A 13,154-nucleotide genomic window follows, 5' to 3' on the forward strand; every position below is an offset into this window, starting at 1 on the left:
GTTTTATGGTGTTTTTGCAGAATTAAATTCCGGGATTAATAGGGCTCGATCGACATTTTTGTTTGGATTCATGACGTTAGGCGCAACCGTTTTCCTCCCCTGATGAAAAAACTGGCTTCCATCGGCACCAGCCCTGCGGCCTCATCGACGCCACGTTGGCGGGCGGGCTGGCCCCCGGCTGCTCACGGCTTGGTCTCTGGCGGCTCAGGCCGTATAATCCCCGCCTGTATAAATAAACAGGAGTGGTGATGGACGTTTCAACCCTGCTCGACGGGCTCAATGACAAGCAAAGAGACGCGGTGGCGGCCCCCCGTTGCAACCTGCTGGTGCTGGCCGGTGCCGGTTCGGGCAAGACCCGGGTGCTGGTGCACCGTATCGCCTGGCTGATGCAGGTGGAACGCTGTTCACCCTTCTCCATCATCGCGGTCACCTTTACCAACAAGGCGGCGGCCGAGATGCGCGGCCGGGTCGAGAAGGTGATCGGCGACGGCGTGCGCGGCATGTGGATCGGCACCTTCCACGGCATCGCCCACCGCCTGCTGCGGGCCCACCATCTGGATGCGGGCTTGCCGCAGGATTTCCAGATCCTCGACTCCGACGACCAGTACCGGTTGATCCGCCGGGTGCTCAAGGCGCTCAACCTCGACGAGAAGCACTGGGCGCCGCGCGCCGTGATGGGTTACATCAACGGCAAGAAGGACGAGGGCCTGCGCCCCGGCGACATCGACCTTTACGGCGACCCCGTCACCCGCACCTATCAGCAGATCTACAAGACCTATCAGGAGACCTGCGATCGCTCCGGGCTGGTGGACTTCGCAGAACTCCTGCTGCGCGCCCACGAGCTGTGGCTGAACAAGCCCCACATCCTCGAGCACTACCGCGACCGCTTCCAGAACATCCTGGTGGACGAGTTCCAGGACACCAACGGCATCCAGTACGCCTGGCTGCGGATGCTGGCGGGCGACACCGGCAAGGTGATGATCGTCGGCGACGATGACCAGTCCATCTACGGCTGGCGCGGCGCCAAGATAGAGAATATCCAGCGTTTCCTGACCGACTATGAGGGGGCGCAGACCATTCGCCTCGAGCAGAACTACCGCTCCACCGCCAACATCCTCAAAGCCGCCAACAGCGTCATCGCCAACAACGCCGAGCGCCTTGGCAAGGAGCTGTGGACCGAGGGGGCCGAGGGGGAGCCGATCTCCCTTTACGCCGCCTTCAACGAGGTGGACGAGGCCCGCTTCGTGGTTGGCCGCCTCAAGGATTGGAAAGAGAAGGGGGGTCTGCTCGCCGACTGCGCCATCCTCTATCGCTCCAACGCCCAGTCCCGGGTGCTGGAAGAGGCACTGATGCAGGACGCCATGCCGTATCGCATCTATGGCGGCCTGCGCTTCTTCGAGCGCCAGGAAATCAAAGACGCCATGGCCTACCTGCGCCTTATCAACAACCGTGGCGACGACGCCAGCTTCGAGCGGGTGGTTAACACCCCGACCCGCGGCATCGGCGATCGCACCCTCGAGATACTGCGTAACAACGCCCGGGATCAGGGCCAGAACCTGTGGCAATCGGCCAAGGCACTGCTCAATGACAAGGTGCTTACCGGTCGCGCCGGCAACGCGGTGCGCGGCTTTGTGGATCTCATCGACGCGCTGGAGGAACAGGTCTCCCTGCTGCCCCTGCACCAGCAGGCGGATATCGCCATCCAGCACTCCGGCCTCAAGGCGATGTATCTGGCGGAGAAGGGCGAGAAATCCCAGGCGCGGGTAGAGAACCTGTACGAACTGGTCACCGCCTGCCGCCAGTACCAGCGCCCGGACGAGCTGGAAGAGATGAGCGATCTCTCCGCCTTCCTCGCCCATGCGGCGCTGGAGTCCGGCGAGAATCAGGCGGACGAATACGCCGACGCGGTGCAGCTGATGACATTGCACAGCGCCAAGGGGCTGGAATATCCCCTGGTGCTGCTGGTCGGCGTGGAAGAGGGCATGTTCCCCAGCCAGCAATCCACCGAGGAGTCGGGGCGGCTGGAGGAGGAGCGGCGCCTCTGTTACGTGGGCATGACCCGCGCCATGGAGAAGCTCTACATCTGTTATGCGGAGAGCCGCCGCATCTACGGCCGCGAGATGTTCCACAAGCCGAGCCGCTTTATCCGCGAAATGCCCGCCGAGTGTCTGGAGGAGATCCGGCTGCGCACCCAGGTGAGCCGCCCCACGCAATATGGGCGCTTTAGCCAGAACGAGGTGCAGCAGAGCTTTGACGCCAGCGGCATCAAGCTCGGCCAGCGGGTGCTCCATCCAAAATTCGGGGAAGGGATCGTGCTCAACTTCGAAGGAGTCGGCCAGCAGAGCCGGGTGCAGATCCAGTTCGACGACGTCGGCGCCAAGTGGCTGGTGACGGCGTATGCCCGCCTTGAGGCGCTGTAAGGCGCAGCGCACCCGCCATCAATAGCAAAAGGAGCCGATGGCTCCTTTTTTGTCAGGACTGTAGGTTCGATTAGCGAAGCGTAATCGGACGTTCGCGTCATGGGTATATGGTGTGCCTGGCTGTTGGCAGCACGGCTGGCGCCGTGCAGGACGCGAGGGCATGGCCCTCGACAGGGTTTCGCCCGCCCTTCGGGCTGGGGCGAGTGACTTTTCTTTGCGTGGCCAAAGAAAAGTCACCAAAAGAAAGGCGACCCCCGCCAATCCGCTGGCTTCGCCATCATCCTGATAGAGCCCCTAGCGTTACCTCTGACTCTCGGCAGTAAAGCAATTTTTGGTTCTGATTATGGGCTTCCCTAAAAAACCAACACAAAGTTCTTTAAGATAAAAACTACAGTATATTTATTAAATATGAACCCTATTTTGTATCCTTTGGTTTAATAATCACCTGCATATTTTTATTTTGAATGCTGACAAGAGAGTTTTTGTGGCCTTCAAAGTTGCCCCTCACATAGATTATGTCATGAGTATCCAAAACAACCTTTAGTGGTTTTGTTATACAGAGGTCCACTCTGCATTCTTTTATAAATTCATTTGGGAGTGTATTTTGCGGGGATCTACTTTTTGAGAAATAATATGAGCGCTCTATGCCTCCTCCTGCATTAATCAATGCAAATACCTTGGTGGCATTCTTAAAAGCTATGTCGGGATATAATGACAATATAAATCCAATTATGTATATTGGCGCTGCTGGTGTACTAATAAAATCTTTTATATATCCATCCTTGCTGTATTTTTTAGCATTTAACTCATAACCATTTCTCTTTCTCTGAGGGGAGATTATAAAATAATTCAGCGTAAAGAAAACTAAGCTTGCGATAATAAAGTTCATTGGGGAGTCAAAGCCTACCGTAAACGTTATATATGAATAGAAAATACTGTATGAAATTATGGAGAAGAAACCAAGATAAACAAACGTAATAAAATTTGCCCCTAATTTTGCAAAATAGTTGGCTTTATTTTCATGGTACTTTACATCTCTTCTGTCAGATAATAAATGAATTGAAAATAATAATGGCATTATTATGAATCCGGTAAATGTAATGCCACTGAGTGCATCATTAACAAATAATGCATAAAGAAATAGTGAGGGGGAGATAAAAAATATAAAATAGTTTGCAATACTTGATGCTTTTTTATTTTCTATGCAGAATGTTTTTTTGTAGAAAGCACTATGGTAATCAATTCTAAATGGGTCGGCAATAATCATAATTGACATTGATGAATAAAATAGAAAAATACCTGTAAGAAATATTCCAAGAATACCTAAAGATGAGAATATGGTAGGGAGAGAGCTAGAGTTCAATGGAAATGGAATGCCCTCATAATGTGTGAAAATTATAAAATAATAAATCCCCAATATAGTTGAGAAGAAGAATCCATTGCCAATGAAATTTCTTATGTATCTTATGTTAACATCCATTTAAATAACCGCCATTTAATTTGTTCGCTTATTGTGGTGTAGTTGAAAACCATTTGGGTTGATTATTCCAAATAACGATGAGTTAAGTGTTGTTTTTATAAATACTTCAGACTATACCGTCAATGCAACTACTAAAAGTGTAATTGGGCGATTGTGTATTCAGTCATTCGTCACATAACGATGGAAAGTGGAATACGGCCAATCGGCCACCTGAGTAACATAACCATGCTTGAATGGTTTGATATGGACATGATCCATATGGCGAATCCTGCTTATCCCGGATCAGATGTTCCCAATAATGGCGTTGCCAGATGCCTCGCTCTCCATAGCGCAGCTGTGTCTGGTAGGTTATCCGTGTCGTCACCAAAAAGGTTAGTGGCCCAAGATGCAGCTTTAACGGTGTTGCCAGTGACAGCATACTGCCCCGTCACCAGATGGGAGTCATTGATGTCTAAGTGGATACCGACACTGCGCCGGATGGGGCGCTGGTTTTTGCGAAAAACGGTGCTGGCGCTGCTGGCCAGCCTGCTGTTTATGATCTCGTTTACCCTGTTCCAATACGCATCCTGGTGGCCTGCACTGGCCGAGGATACGTCTCTCGAATGGAGTGGCCTCTCCCAAGGGCGGACCTTTGCCGAGCTGGCCCCGGCCATGTTGGAGTTCAGCGCCGTGCTCGCCTCTGCCTTCTGGCCGCTGTTTTTGCTGACGCCCCGGCCGCTGTTGCTGTCGCTCTTTGCCGGGCTCTGGTTGTGGCAGACCTATGACATCGCCTTTATGACGGCAACCGCATCGACCTGGCTGCCTCACGAGATCATCCGAACCTTTATTCTGCCTCACTCCCATTGGCTACTGCTCACCCTGCTGGCGCCATTGCTGCTGATCCGCCAGCTTGGCAGGCGGCTATTTGCTGATACATCGGCAACACAGGCAGGGGGCGTCATCCTGGACGACGGACGGTAGCCAGAGGGTGCGATTGATTCCGCGAACGTCCGATGACGCTTCGCTAATCGAACCTACACGCTGCATACAGGTATCGTGGCCGAGAGGCACAAACTCCAAGCTCCCGCTTGTCAGAGTCACCTCAACTGAAACGCCTTGACGAGAAATTCGATAAAGAGCCGCACCTTGGGGGACTGCTCCTTGTGGAAGGGGTAGACGGCGAACAGGGCGTGGGGGTCGGGTTGCCAGTCGGGGAGCAGTCTGACCAGGGTGCCGTCCGACAGGTCGTTCGACACGAATTCATCCGGCACCAGGATCACCCCGAGCCCCTGCACCGCCGCCTGTTTCAGGGCGATGCCGTTGTTGGCGCAGAAGCTGGCGGGGGGCAGCTCCACCGCCACGCTCTCCGCGTCCCGGGTGAAGAACCACTTGTTGGGGGAGGAGGAGAGGCTGTAGCGCAGGCAGTTGTGGCCCTTGAGATCCGCCGGGTGGGCGGGTTGGCCCGCCTCCTTCAGGTAATCGGGGGCGGCGCAGAGCACCCGCTGCACTTCGCACAGGGGTTTGGCGCGCAGGGTGGAGTCCTCCAGGGTGCCAGCCCCCCGGATGACCACGTCCAGCCCCTGATCCACCAGATCCATGTAGGCGTCGCTCAGGATCACCTCGATGCCGATCTCCGGATAGCGGCGCTGGAATTCGCAGACAAGGGGGTTGAGGCGGATCAGCCCGTAGGACATGGGCATGCCGATCCTCAGCCTGCCCCTGGGGGTGAAGGAGGCGGCCATGATGGACTGGTCGGCGGCCTCCAGGCTGTCCAGCACGGCGCATATCTGGCGGTAATAGGCCATGCCCGATTCGGTGACGCTCAGCCGCCGGGTGGTGCGGTTGATCAGCGCAATGCCGAGAAAGGCCTCCAGCTCGTTGATGTTCTTGCTGACCGCCGCCTGTGAGAGGCGCAGGTCGTCCGCCGCCGCCCTGAAGGTGCCCATTTCCACCACCCGGCGAAAGACGTTCAGCGCCGTGATCTTGTTCATCCTGCCCCCGTTAATTCACTACTGGTAAATGATGGCGCCATCATTGCGCACTTTTATCACAATAGTGCGGATCCCCGGGGTGTCCACCCCCCATCCCCCGCCAGACAGAGAGCTGCCCGTGGCAGACCGGCCCGGATCATGGCCCTCCGGGCGTGGCAGAGACGCAGACGAAAGAGAGGCGATGGGCCCCGGGCACCCCGGCCCGTGACGGCAGGCATAAAAGCAGGCGGCAGGGCCCGGGCCCCGCCGCCAGATGGCACGCACCGGCTTACTGCACCTTGCCGGGGGCGGGGGGCAGGGTGATGCCGACATCGGCCCAGGGGTTGGTGCCAAGCAGCTGCGCGTGGGGCACGTCCGCCTGGTAGCGCATGGTGAATGCTCTGGGTCCGTGGGCGAAGGCCACCAGCAGCCCCTGTTTTGCATCCATCAACCCGGCGTGCATGCCGAGCCCGTGATAGCTGACTCGCACCGCCTTGTCCTCCAGGCCCACCTTGTCTATCTGGAAGCGGGCGATGCTGCCGTCTTTGAGGGTAAAGCCCCAGCGGAACGGCCCGCCGCTGACCACCGTCATCACCTCGTCGATATCGGTGCCGTCCTCGGCGGAGTTGACGTGCATGCGGCCATATTTGCCGAGCACGGCGCTGCGGGTGCGCTCGTCCAGCGCCATCAGGTCATAGACCTTGGGGTAGGGGCCGACGCCGGTCTCCTCGGTGGCGACGCCGCCCCCTTGCACCGCGGGCGCGCGCCCTGCGAGCCTGGCCTGCTCCAGCAGCTCCCCCTGACTCAGATTGAAGGCCGCAATCAGGGCGCCGTGCTCCGCTTTGGTCAACGCGCGGCGGTGGGAGGCTTCAAGCAGGGGCCTGGCGGCCTCGGGAATGTCGACGGTGACCACGTTGACGCCGATGGGGTTGAGCGCGTTGTTGACCGCTTCGACGCCGGTCACGGCGGGGCGGCCATCGCTGAACTGCACCGAGACGATGTCACCGGCGAAGGTGTTGAAAGAGAAGGCCGAGGCGAGGGTGCCGGCCAGCAGCGGGATAGGGGTGAGTTTCATACAAGACTCCTCGTTAAGGTTCGAGAAGCAGTCTAGGGCGGTGATGTGTTCACTGAAATGACACTTGGATGATATGAAAATTCACTGACAGTAATGAATCGTGGGGATCAGGGTCGTCGGCCCGCCCCGGGGGAGCGTGCCCTCTGCCAGGGGGGGTGAGCCCGGCTGACGCAACGGGGCCCGGCTTATGGTATGACTCTGGACGTTACTCATCAGAACCTGTCGGAGGACGAGACAATGCTGGCGTTGATCACCACGGCGCACCACACCTGCTACCCCAATCCCATCGCCTTTCGGGCCGGAGAGCGGGTGCGCATCGGCCACGAGGACGACGAGTTTCCGAGCTGGGTGCGCACCTTTACCGCAGACGGCAACGAGGGGTGGGCGCCCCTGTCCCTGCTGACCCCGATCCGCGCCGGGGAGGCGCAGGCGCGCCAGGACTATACCGCCCGGGAGCTGGACGTGGCGGCGGGGGAGCGGGTACGGGTGGATCGGGAGCTGGCAGGCTGGCTCTGGGTTCACAACGAAGCGGGGCAATCAGGCTGGATACCGGCAAGCTGCATCGCCTCGCCCTCATAAGGTGGCAGCGGCTCGGAGAAGGAGTAGAGCGGAGAGAGAAACCCGGCCCCGACGGGGCACGGCGGCCGGGTGAATTGTAAAGAGTAGGGTGACGGAAAACGGGATCAGCCTAGTCTAATCAACTCGATGGGGGCGTAGCGCTCCTGGCTGTTCGTCAGCAGCACGCACTTCTCATGCTCGGCCTGATAGGGGGTCAGGTTGTCGGTGTGCGCCTCCTTGAGGGTGTCGACTGCGCCAGTGGCGGCAATCATCACCCGTTGGCCCAGGGTCAGCACATTGCGGTTTCGATCGTAGATCTTCATGGCATTCTCCTTGTGGGATGGGTGCCCCGGCCCGTGCCGGGGCAACGGGCTCCAGACTACGCCCCTCGAAAAACGAGATGCCTGTCACAGATCAAAAAAAGGGGAAAGAGGGACGCGGTGCGGCGCTCTGGCCTCGCTGCCCGCCAGTGATCGCCACCGCCTGTCGCAGGGCAAGGAGGACGCCCTCGCTTTTCATCCCCTCGGGCTCGAACTGCAAGGGGGATGCGCTATAGTGGAGCCGCTCGTTTTACTGCCTTCAACCAACCGAGAGTGCATTATGAATCGTGATATCGCAGCCCAGTTCATCAAGATGCTGACCAACCTGGACCAGTGTCTGGCCAAGGCCGAGGCCCACGCCGAGGCGAAGAAATTCAACGTGGACAACTTCTTCAATGAGCGCCTCATCGTCGACATGCTGCCCCTGAGCAAGCAGGTGCTGATCTGTTGTGACAGCGCCCGCGCCGTGGTGGCCACCGCCAGCCTGAGCGAGCCGCCGGTGCTGGGGGATGATCCCAAGACCATGGCGGATCTGCGCGCCCACGTGGCCAAGACCATCGCCTACCTGCAAGGCAAGCTGGACGCCGATTTCAGCCAGTATGCGAGCGGCCACTACTACCCCTACTGGGCCGGTGGCAAGGGGATGGACGGCCATAGCTGCGTCCACGAGTACGGCATCCCGAACTTCTACTTCCACCTCACCATGACCTATGCCCTGCTGCGCCAGGCCGGGGTGGATCTGGGCAAGCGGGATTACCTGGGTGGTCTGAACCTGCAATAAACCGCGCTTCAGCGACGACAAAGCCTGCCCCCTGGCAGGCTTTGTCGTTTTCGGCCCGGCTCAGCGCCCCAGGTTGTCGGCCAGTTGTTTGGCGCGACTTGCGGCCCACTGATCGATCATCTTCTCCATCTCCTGGGCGGTGATGGGGGAATCCTTGTGGGTGGTGTCCGGGCTCTCGCGAGCGTCCATCACCCGCACCAGCAGCTTGCCGCTCTGGGCGTCGAGCAACTGGGCCATGCTGCCCACCCTGAGCAGATAGGGCTCCTTGCCTATTACCTCGCGGGTGACGTTGATGGCGATCTTGGCGGGCAGCAGATCCCGCAGCTTGGGGTCGGGGCGGGTCAGGTCGAAGTTGGTGATGGCCGCCTGCACCCGCATCACGCCGGGACCGGGTTCGGTAGCCATCTTGACGCCCTGGCTCATCAGCTCCCGCTGGAAGGTGGCGTGGTAGTAGCGGCCGATCTCGTTCTGCTCGTTGGCGGTCAGCAGATACCACTGGCCGTTCTCCTGGCGGATGAACTGCAAGGGATCGAGCAGCACCTGATGGTACTGGCGCAGATCCACGCCGGGCTCCTTGTAGATGCGCTGGTTGGGGTTGCTCTCGCTTTGCTGGAAGGCGGTGAGCGGGATCGCCTGCAGGCTGTGGGTGACCTGGTTCTTCACGGCGCACCCGCCCAGCAGGGCGGCGGCCATGGTCATCATCAAGACTCGTTTCATGGGGGCTCCTGGCGGTGGATGGTCGCTGCAAGAACGCAGCCCGCCCTGCCCACAGAGATACCTGATCAGGCCCCTCTCTCACAAGGGGTATCTATGCGGGGGCCACCGGGGGAGCCCCCGTGTCAGGTCACTCGGCGGGGATCTCGGGCTCCACCAGGGTGGCGAGCTGCATCAGGGACTCCTGCCAGCCGAGGTAGCACATCTCCACCGGGATGACCGCCGGAATACCCGCCTGTTCGATGGCGAGATCGGTGCCGCACAGCACCTGGGTGAGGGTGATGGTGACCTGCATCTCCCCCGGCAGGTTGGGGTCGTCGAAGCGGTCGGTGTAGCGGATGTGCTTGCCCGGCTCCAGCGCGAGATACTCGCCGCCGAAGGCGTGGGTGTGGCCGCTGGCGAAGTGGGTGAACGACATCCTGAACTGGCCGCCGACCCTGGCATCCAGCGCCGCCACCTTGCAGGTGAAGCCATGGGGGGGCAGCCATTTGGCCAGGGCGTCCGGCTCGATAAAGGCCTGGTATACCCGCTGTGGCGGGGCCTTGAGCACGCGGTGCAGGGTGACTGTTCCTGTGCTCATCTTGGGTTCCTTCTCGGCTGTATCCGAGCAAGGATAGTCGCTCGGGGGAAGGACAACCGAGGGTCAGGAGTCGTGGCGCTCCCATTGAAGGGCTAGGTTGTCATCAGGCGGCGCGCGTCCTGGTCGCCATGAGCGGCCGCATTTGCCGCTGGCGACGCCTCCTCTGTCAGGCACGTCTGCACGCACTCCATAAACACCCGCATGGCGGGGCTGACAAACTTGCTGGCGTGGTGGGCGCACAGGGCCGTGATGACGAGGGGCGTGGGGGAGAAGGGCAGCTCCTGCAGCTCCCCCGAACTCAGCTCCCGCTCGACGGCGAAGCGGGGCAGGAAGGAGACGCCGAGGTTGCTGGCCACGCAGCGCTTGATGCTCTCTATGCTCCACAGCTCTATGGTGCCGTCCAGAGTGATGGCTCGCTGGCGTAATGTGCTCTCGAAAATCTGACGGAAGATGCACTGGGGTTCGTTGATGATGAAGCTGACCGGCAGGTGCTGATCCGGGCGGGTGAAGTCGATACCACCGCTGAGGGCGGGGGAAGCTACCAGCACCAGGGGTTGCTCGCCAAAGCTCTCCATCAGCAGGGCGGCATCGTTGCCGACCCGATAGAAGATACCGAGATCGGCCTCGTCCGCCAGCAGCGCATCGCGAATGACGTAGCAGTTCAGGGACCGGAGCGACAGTCGGACCCCGGGAGCCAGCCGCTTGAAGCGCTCGAGCACCGCCGGCATCTTGTAGGCCAGCAGAGTTTCGCCGATGGCGACCCTGAGCTCGCCGCTCGGCTCGGCGTCCTGCTGCGCCGCCTGGCGCAGACCCGACATCACCCGGATCATCTCGTGCACATGCGGCATGATGTTCTGCCCGGCCTTGGTCAGGCACATGCGACGCCCTATTTTTTCGAACAGTTGTAGCGAAAGTTCCTGCTCCAACTGCTGGATATGGAAGGTTACCGTCGACTGGGTGCAGCAGAGCTTGCGGGATGCCTTCACGAAAGAGCCCTCCTCGATCACCGTCTTGAGGGTAATGAGACGTCGCAGATCCATGGGGACTCCAATTCATCGAAATGGTTGAATTTAGAATGCTAAAACATTCGATTTTTTGATGCCAATGGCCGCGTTAAGGTATCACTCCCATTTGGAGAAACACCATGACCACGACCCTTGTCAGCGCATTTTTGACTTACACCCTGATCACGGCCATGACGCCGGGACCGAACAACATACTGGCTCTGAGCGCCGCCAATCAGCATGGTCTGCGCCGCAGTAGCCGGGTGCTGGCGGGCATGAGTGCGGGCTTCCTGCTGATCATGCTGCTGTGTGCCCTGTTCACCTTCACCCTCATCAGCCTCTCCCCCGCGCTGGTTGGCTGGCTCAGCTGGGCCGGGGCGGCTTATGTGCTCTGGCTGGCCTGGCGCATTGCGGCCAGCGGCTACAACCTGTCGAGCACAGATGGAGCCTTGCCCGGCTTCTGGACCAGCTTCTGGCTGCAGTTCGTGAACGTGAAGATCATCCTATACGGCATCACGGCGCTCTCCACCTTCGTGTTGCCCCACACCACAGAATTCGTCTGGGTGCTGGGCGTCAGCCTGCTGCTGGCGCTGATCGGCACGCTGGGGAACCTCTGCTGGGCCCTGGCGGGTCATCTGCTGCAGCCCCTGTTCCAGCGCCACGGCCGCATTCTGAACCTGACGCTGGCGGGCTTGTTGGTTTACTGTGCGCTTCGGATGCTGATCTGACGGAACGCAGGCCGGGGGGCGTCGCCTCCTTTCGCCTGCAGAGAGGATTTTTCGTTTTCTCTTCAAGGAGTTGATCAAGATAGAGGTTATTGTCACCGTTCGCTCATATAATCGCCGCCATGCAAGCGACTCGGAAGGATTCGATGACACAGCTGATGGCGGCCCTGCTGGGGCTGTTTTACGCCAGCCTGATCTGGGCGGCGCCCGTCCCCTTCGTGACGGCCCCCGGCCCCCATGCCACGCAGGCAAGGCTGGAGCCCCTGCTCTCCTGGTTCTCGGGGGAGTTTTCCAGCCAGGAGCAGGCCACCTTCGATGCCCGCTTCACCAGCGCCGAGCTGCGGCTGGTGGAGATCTGGCCCGGGGAGGGCCCCTTCCGCTGGGTCTATGCGGAGCAGTTTCTGACCGAGCGGGCGCAGCGACCGTTTCGCCAGCGCATCTACCGCTTCTCCTCCCTGCCCGATGGCCGCATCCTGATGGCCGAACTGACCATGCCGAGGGCCACGGATTTTGCCGGCGCCTGGCGTCGGCCCGAGCTGCTCGATTCCCTCACCCCGCAGCAACTCTCCCTGCGCGAAGGGTGCGAGATCTGGCTGACCCGCCAGCCGGGCGGGGAGTACAAAGGACAGACCCGGGTCGGGCACTGCGCCACCGATTTTGGCGGTGCCACCACCCTGGTGCAGTACCTCTGGATCGGCCCGGACAGTGTCCGGCTGCTGGACAGGGCCTATGACAACGGCGCCCATCAGCGCTGGGGCAGCCCGGGGGAGGGTTACGTCTACCTGCGCAAGGGGATGCGGCGCGGGGAGTAGTCGCGCCGTCCGTCAAGGCCCCTCCCTGCTTGCCGCCAACAAGGACGTGCCGGTCAGGCCGCTGGCCAGTGCCCTTGCAGATCCACCAGGATGGAGAGGCTGACCGCGCCAAACAGCAGGCCCGTCATCAGGTTGAGCGGGCGCTGGATGCGGCCGAGCAGGTGCTGGGCGCGGGGAGTGGAGAGGCTCCAGGCCAGGGCGCTGAACCAGACGAGGGAGAGCAGGAACAGCTCAAGGATCAGCAATCCCCGGGTCAGGCCATCCACCTGGGGCGTCACCATGGCGGCCAGCAGCCCCATGAAGAACAGCATCGCCTTGGGGTTGAGCAGATTGGTGGCCAGCCCGCTCTTCACCCCTTTGCGCCAGCCCGGCCGCTCGCCTCCGGCGCGCAGCGCCAGATCCCCGCTTCCCTGCCAGGCCGCCTTCAGTGCCCCCCAGCCCAGCCAGCCCAGATAGAGGGCGCCCACCAGTTTCACGGCGAGAAAGAGCCAGGGCTGGCTTGCGATCAGCAGGCTGATGCCGGTCAGGCTCAGGGTGGCGTGGAGCAGGATGGCGAGGGCGATGCCAAGGGCCGCTCCGAGGGCGGTGGGCCTGTGCAGGCTGGTGCGCAGGATAAGCGCGAAATCCGGGCCCGGGCTCGCCAGGGCGACGAGGTGGACGAGACCCAGGGTCAGAAACAGGCTGGTGAACATAAAAGACCTCCGACAGCGGTATGGAGGTGACAGCATGGGGCAGG

The 13,154-nt window shown here is 60.2% G+C and carries 14 protein-coding genes; 6 read left to right on the plus strand and 8 right to left on the minus strand.

The genetic code is table 11. The features are described from left to right. Nucleotides 1–248 precede the first annotated feature (248 nt). Complete coding sequence (uvrD, locus tag PG879_RS08950; RefSeq protein ID WP_270830027.1) at nucleotides 249–2,420, plus strand: DNA helicase II; 2,172 nt, start codon at nucleotides 249–251, stop codon at nucleotides 2,418–2,420. 415 nt (nucleotides 2,421–2,835) lie between these two features. Here uvrD and PG879_RS08955 read toward each other — a convergent pair whose 3' ends face one another. Further along, nucleotides 2,836–3,900 carry a hypothetical protein gene (locus tag PG879_RS08955; RefSeq protein WP_270830029.1) on the minus strand — a complete coding sequence of 355 codons (1,065 nt, stop codon included), beginning with the start codon at nucleotides 3,898–3,900 and terminating at the stop codon, nucleotides 2,836–2,838. 477 nt (nucleotides 3,901–4,377) lie between these two features. Between PG879_RS08955 and PG879_RS08960 the strand changes: the two genes are divergently transcribed. Then, nucleotides 4,378–4,860 (plus strand): hypothetical protein, encoded by a 483-nt coding sequence (locus PG879_RS08960; RefSeq protein WP_405694609.1) that lies wholly within the window; start codon nucleotides 4,378–4,380, stop codon nucleotides 4,858–4,860. A 116-nt stretch (nucleotides 4,861–4,976) separates the two neighbouring features. Here the strand turns inward: PG879_RS08960 and PG879_RS08965 are convergent, their stop codons facing one another. Together PG879_RS08965 and PG879_RS08970 are read right to left on the minus strand one after the other, a co-directional pair. Continuing rightward, the gene (locus tag PG879_RS08965; RefSeq protein WP_270830033.1) at nucleotides 4,977–5,870 is read right to left on the minus strand and encodes a LysR family transcriptional regulator; all 894 of its coding nucleotides are present in this window, start codon (nucleotides 5,868–5,870) and stop codon (nucleotides 4,977–4,979) included. Between the two features lie 268 nt (nucleotides 5,871–6,138). After that, nucleotides 6,139–6,924, minus strand: coding sequence for a hypothetical protein (locus PG879_RS08970; RefSeq protein WP_270830035.1), 786 nt, complete (start codon nucleotides 6,922–6,924; stop codon nucleotides 6,139–6,141). Between the two features lie 237 nt (nucleotides 6,925–7,161). Between PG879_RS08970 and PG879_RS08975 the strand changes: the two genes are divergently transcribed. Beyond that, the gene (locus PG879_RS08975) at nucleotides 7,162–7,503 is read left to right on the plus strand and encodes an SH3 domain-containing protein (protein ID WP_270830036.1); all 342 of its coding nucleotides are present in this window, start codon (nucleotides 7,162–7,164) and stop codon (nucleotides 7,501–7,503) included. Between the two features lie 104 nt (nucleotides 7,504–7,607). Here the strand turns inward: PG879_RS08975 and ydfZ are convergent, their stop codons facing one another. Further along, nucleotides 7,608–7,805: a putative selenium delivery protein YdfZ gene (gene ydfZ / locus PG879_RS08980; RefSeq protein WP_039039534.1), complete on the minus strand. Its 198-nt coding sequence runs from the start codon at nucleotides 7,803–7,805 to the stop codon at nucleotides 7,608–7,610. 277 nt (nucleotides 7,806–8,082) lie between these two features. Between ydfZ and PG879_RS08985 the strand changes: the two genes are divergently transcribed. Continuing rightward, nucleotides 8,083–8,583: a DUF1993 domain-containing protein gene (locus PG879_RS08985; protein ID WP_041212145.1), complete on the plus strand. Its 501-nt coding sequence runs from the start codon at nucleotides 8,083–8,085 to the stop codon at nucleotides 8,581–8,583. A gap of 60 nt (nucleotides 8,584–8,643) precedes the next feature. Here the strand turns inward: PG879_RS08985 and PG879_RS08990 are convergent, their stop codons facing one another. From PG879_RS08990 to PG879_RS09000, 3 genes are all read right to left on the minus strand, one after another. Next, a complete protein-coding gene (locus tag PG879_RS08990; protein ID WP_029313469.1) occupies nucleotides 8,644–9,300 on the minus strand; it encodes a DUF3313 domain-containing protein in 657 nt (218 codons plus the stop codon). A 127-nt stretch (nucleotides 9,301–9,427) separates the two neighbouring features. After that, nucleotides 9,428–9,877 carry an SRPBCC family protein gene (locus tag PG879_RS08995; protein WP_270830037.1) on the minus strand — a complete coding sequence of 150 codons (450 nt, stop codon included), beginning with the start codon at nucleotides 9,875–9,877 and terminating at the stop codon, nucleotides 9,428–9,430. Nucleotides 9,878–9,969: 92 nt separating this feature from the next. Then, on the minus strand, nucleotides 9,970–10,917 hold the full coding sequence (locus tag PG879_RS09000) for a LysR family transcriptional regulator (RefSeq protein ID WP_080767915.1): 948 nt from the start codon (nucleotides 10,915–10,917) through the stop codon (nucleotides 9,970–9,972). 104 nt (nucleotides 10,918–11,021) lie between these two features. On the opposite strand from PG879_RS09000, the gene eamB reads away from it, so the two are divergent. Further along, nucleotides 11,022–11,609 carry a cysteine/O-acetylserine transporter gene (gene eamB, locus PG879_RS09005; RefSeq protein WP_200163855.1) on the plus strand — a complete coding sequence of 196 codons (588 nt, stop codon included), beginning with the start codon at nucleotides 11,022–11,024 and terminating at the stop codon, nucleotides 11,607–11,609. Nucleotides 11,610–11,752: 143 nt separating this feature from the next. After that, entirely contained in the window at nucleotides 11,753–12,418 is a 666-nt protein-coding gene (locus tag PG879_RS09010; protein WP_182976170.1) for a chromophore lyase CpcT/CpeT, read from the plus strand. Between the two features lie 53 nt (nucleotides 12,419–12,471). On the opposite strand, the gene PG879_RS09015 is transcribed toward PG879_RS09010, so the two are convergent. Beyond that, a complete protein-coding gene (locus PG879_RS09015) occupies nucleotides 12,472–13,110 on the minus strand; it encodes a LysE family translocator (protein WP_010672488.1) in 639 nt (212 codons plus the stop codon). Nucleotides 13,111–13,154 lie beyond the last annotated feature (44 nt).

It is taken from the genome of Aeromonas sp. QDB63, assembly GCF_027707425.1.
Lineage (GTDB): Bacteria > Pseudomonadota > Gammaproteobacteria > Enterobacterales > Aeromonadaceae > Aeromonas > Aeromonas caviae.

Excerpts from the sequence above, each read along its gene's own strand:
- uvrD (WP_270830027.1), top strand. The coding sequence starts at position 249 with ATGGACGTTTCAACCCTGCTCGACGGGCTCAATGACAAGCAAAGAGAC.
- PG879_RS08955 (WP_270830029.1), bottom strand. The coding sequence starts at position 3,900 with ATGGATGTTAACATAAGATACATAAGAAATTTCATTGGCAATGGATTC.
- PG879_RS08960 (WP_405694609.1), top strand. The coding sequence starts at position 4,378 with ATGGGGCGCTGGTTTTTGCGAAAAACGGTGCTGGCGCTGCTGGCCAGC.
- PG879_RS08965 (WP_270830033.1), bottom strand. The coding sequence starts at position 5,870 with ATGAACAAGATCACGGCGCTGAACGTCTTTCGCCGGGTGGTGGAAATG.
- PG879_RS08970 (WP_270830035.1), bottom strand. The coding sequence starts at position 6,924 with ATGAAACTCACCCCTATCCCGCTGCTGGCCGGCACCCTCGCCTCGGCC.
- PG879_RS08975 (WP_270830036.1), top strand. The coding sequence starts at position 7,162 with ATGCTGGCGTTGATCACCACGGCGCACCACACCTGCTACCCCAATCCC.
- ydfZ (WP_039039534.1), bottom strand. The coding sequence starts at position 7,805 with ATGAAGATCTACGATCGAAACCGCAATGTGCTGACCCTGGGCCAACGG.
- PG879_RS08985 (WP_041212145.1), top strand. The coding sequence starts at position 8,083 with ATGAATCGTGATATCGCAGCCCAGTTCATCAAGATGCTGACCAACCTG.
- PG879_RS08990 (WP_029313469.1), bottom strand. The coding sequence starts at position 9,300 with ATGAAACGAGTCTTGATGATGACCATGGCCGCCGCCCTGCTGGGCGGG.
- PG879_RS08995 (WP_270830037.1), bottom strand. The coding sequence starts at position 9,877 with ATGAGCACAGGAACAGTCACCCTGCACCGCGTGCTCAAGGCCCCGCCA.
- PG879_RS09000 (WP_080767915.1), bottom strand. The coding sequence starts at position 10,917 with ATGGATCTGCGACGTCTCATTACCCTCAAGACGGTGATCGAGGAGGGC.
- eamB (WP_200163855.1), top strand. The coding sequence starts at position 11,022 with ATGACCACGACCCTTGTCAGCGCATTTTTGACTTACACCCTGATCACG.
- PG879_RS09010 (WP_182976170.1), top strand. The coding sequence starts at position 11,753 with ATGACACAGCTGATGGCGGCCCTGCTGGGGCTGTTTTACGCCAGCCTG.
- PG879_RS09015 (WP_010672488.1), bottom strand. The coding sequence starts at position 13,110 with ATGTTCACCAGCCTGTTTCTGACCCTGGGTCTCGTCCACCTCGTCGCC.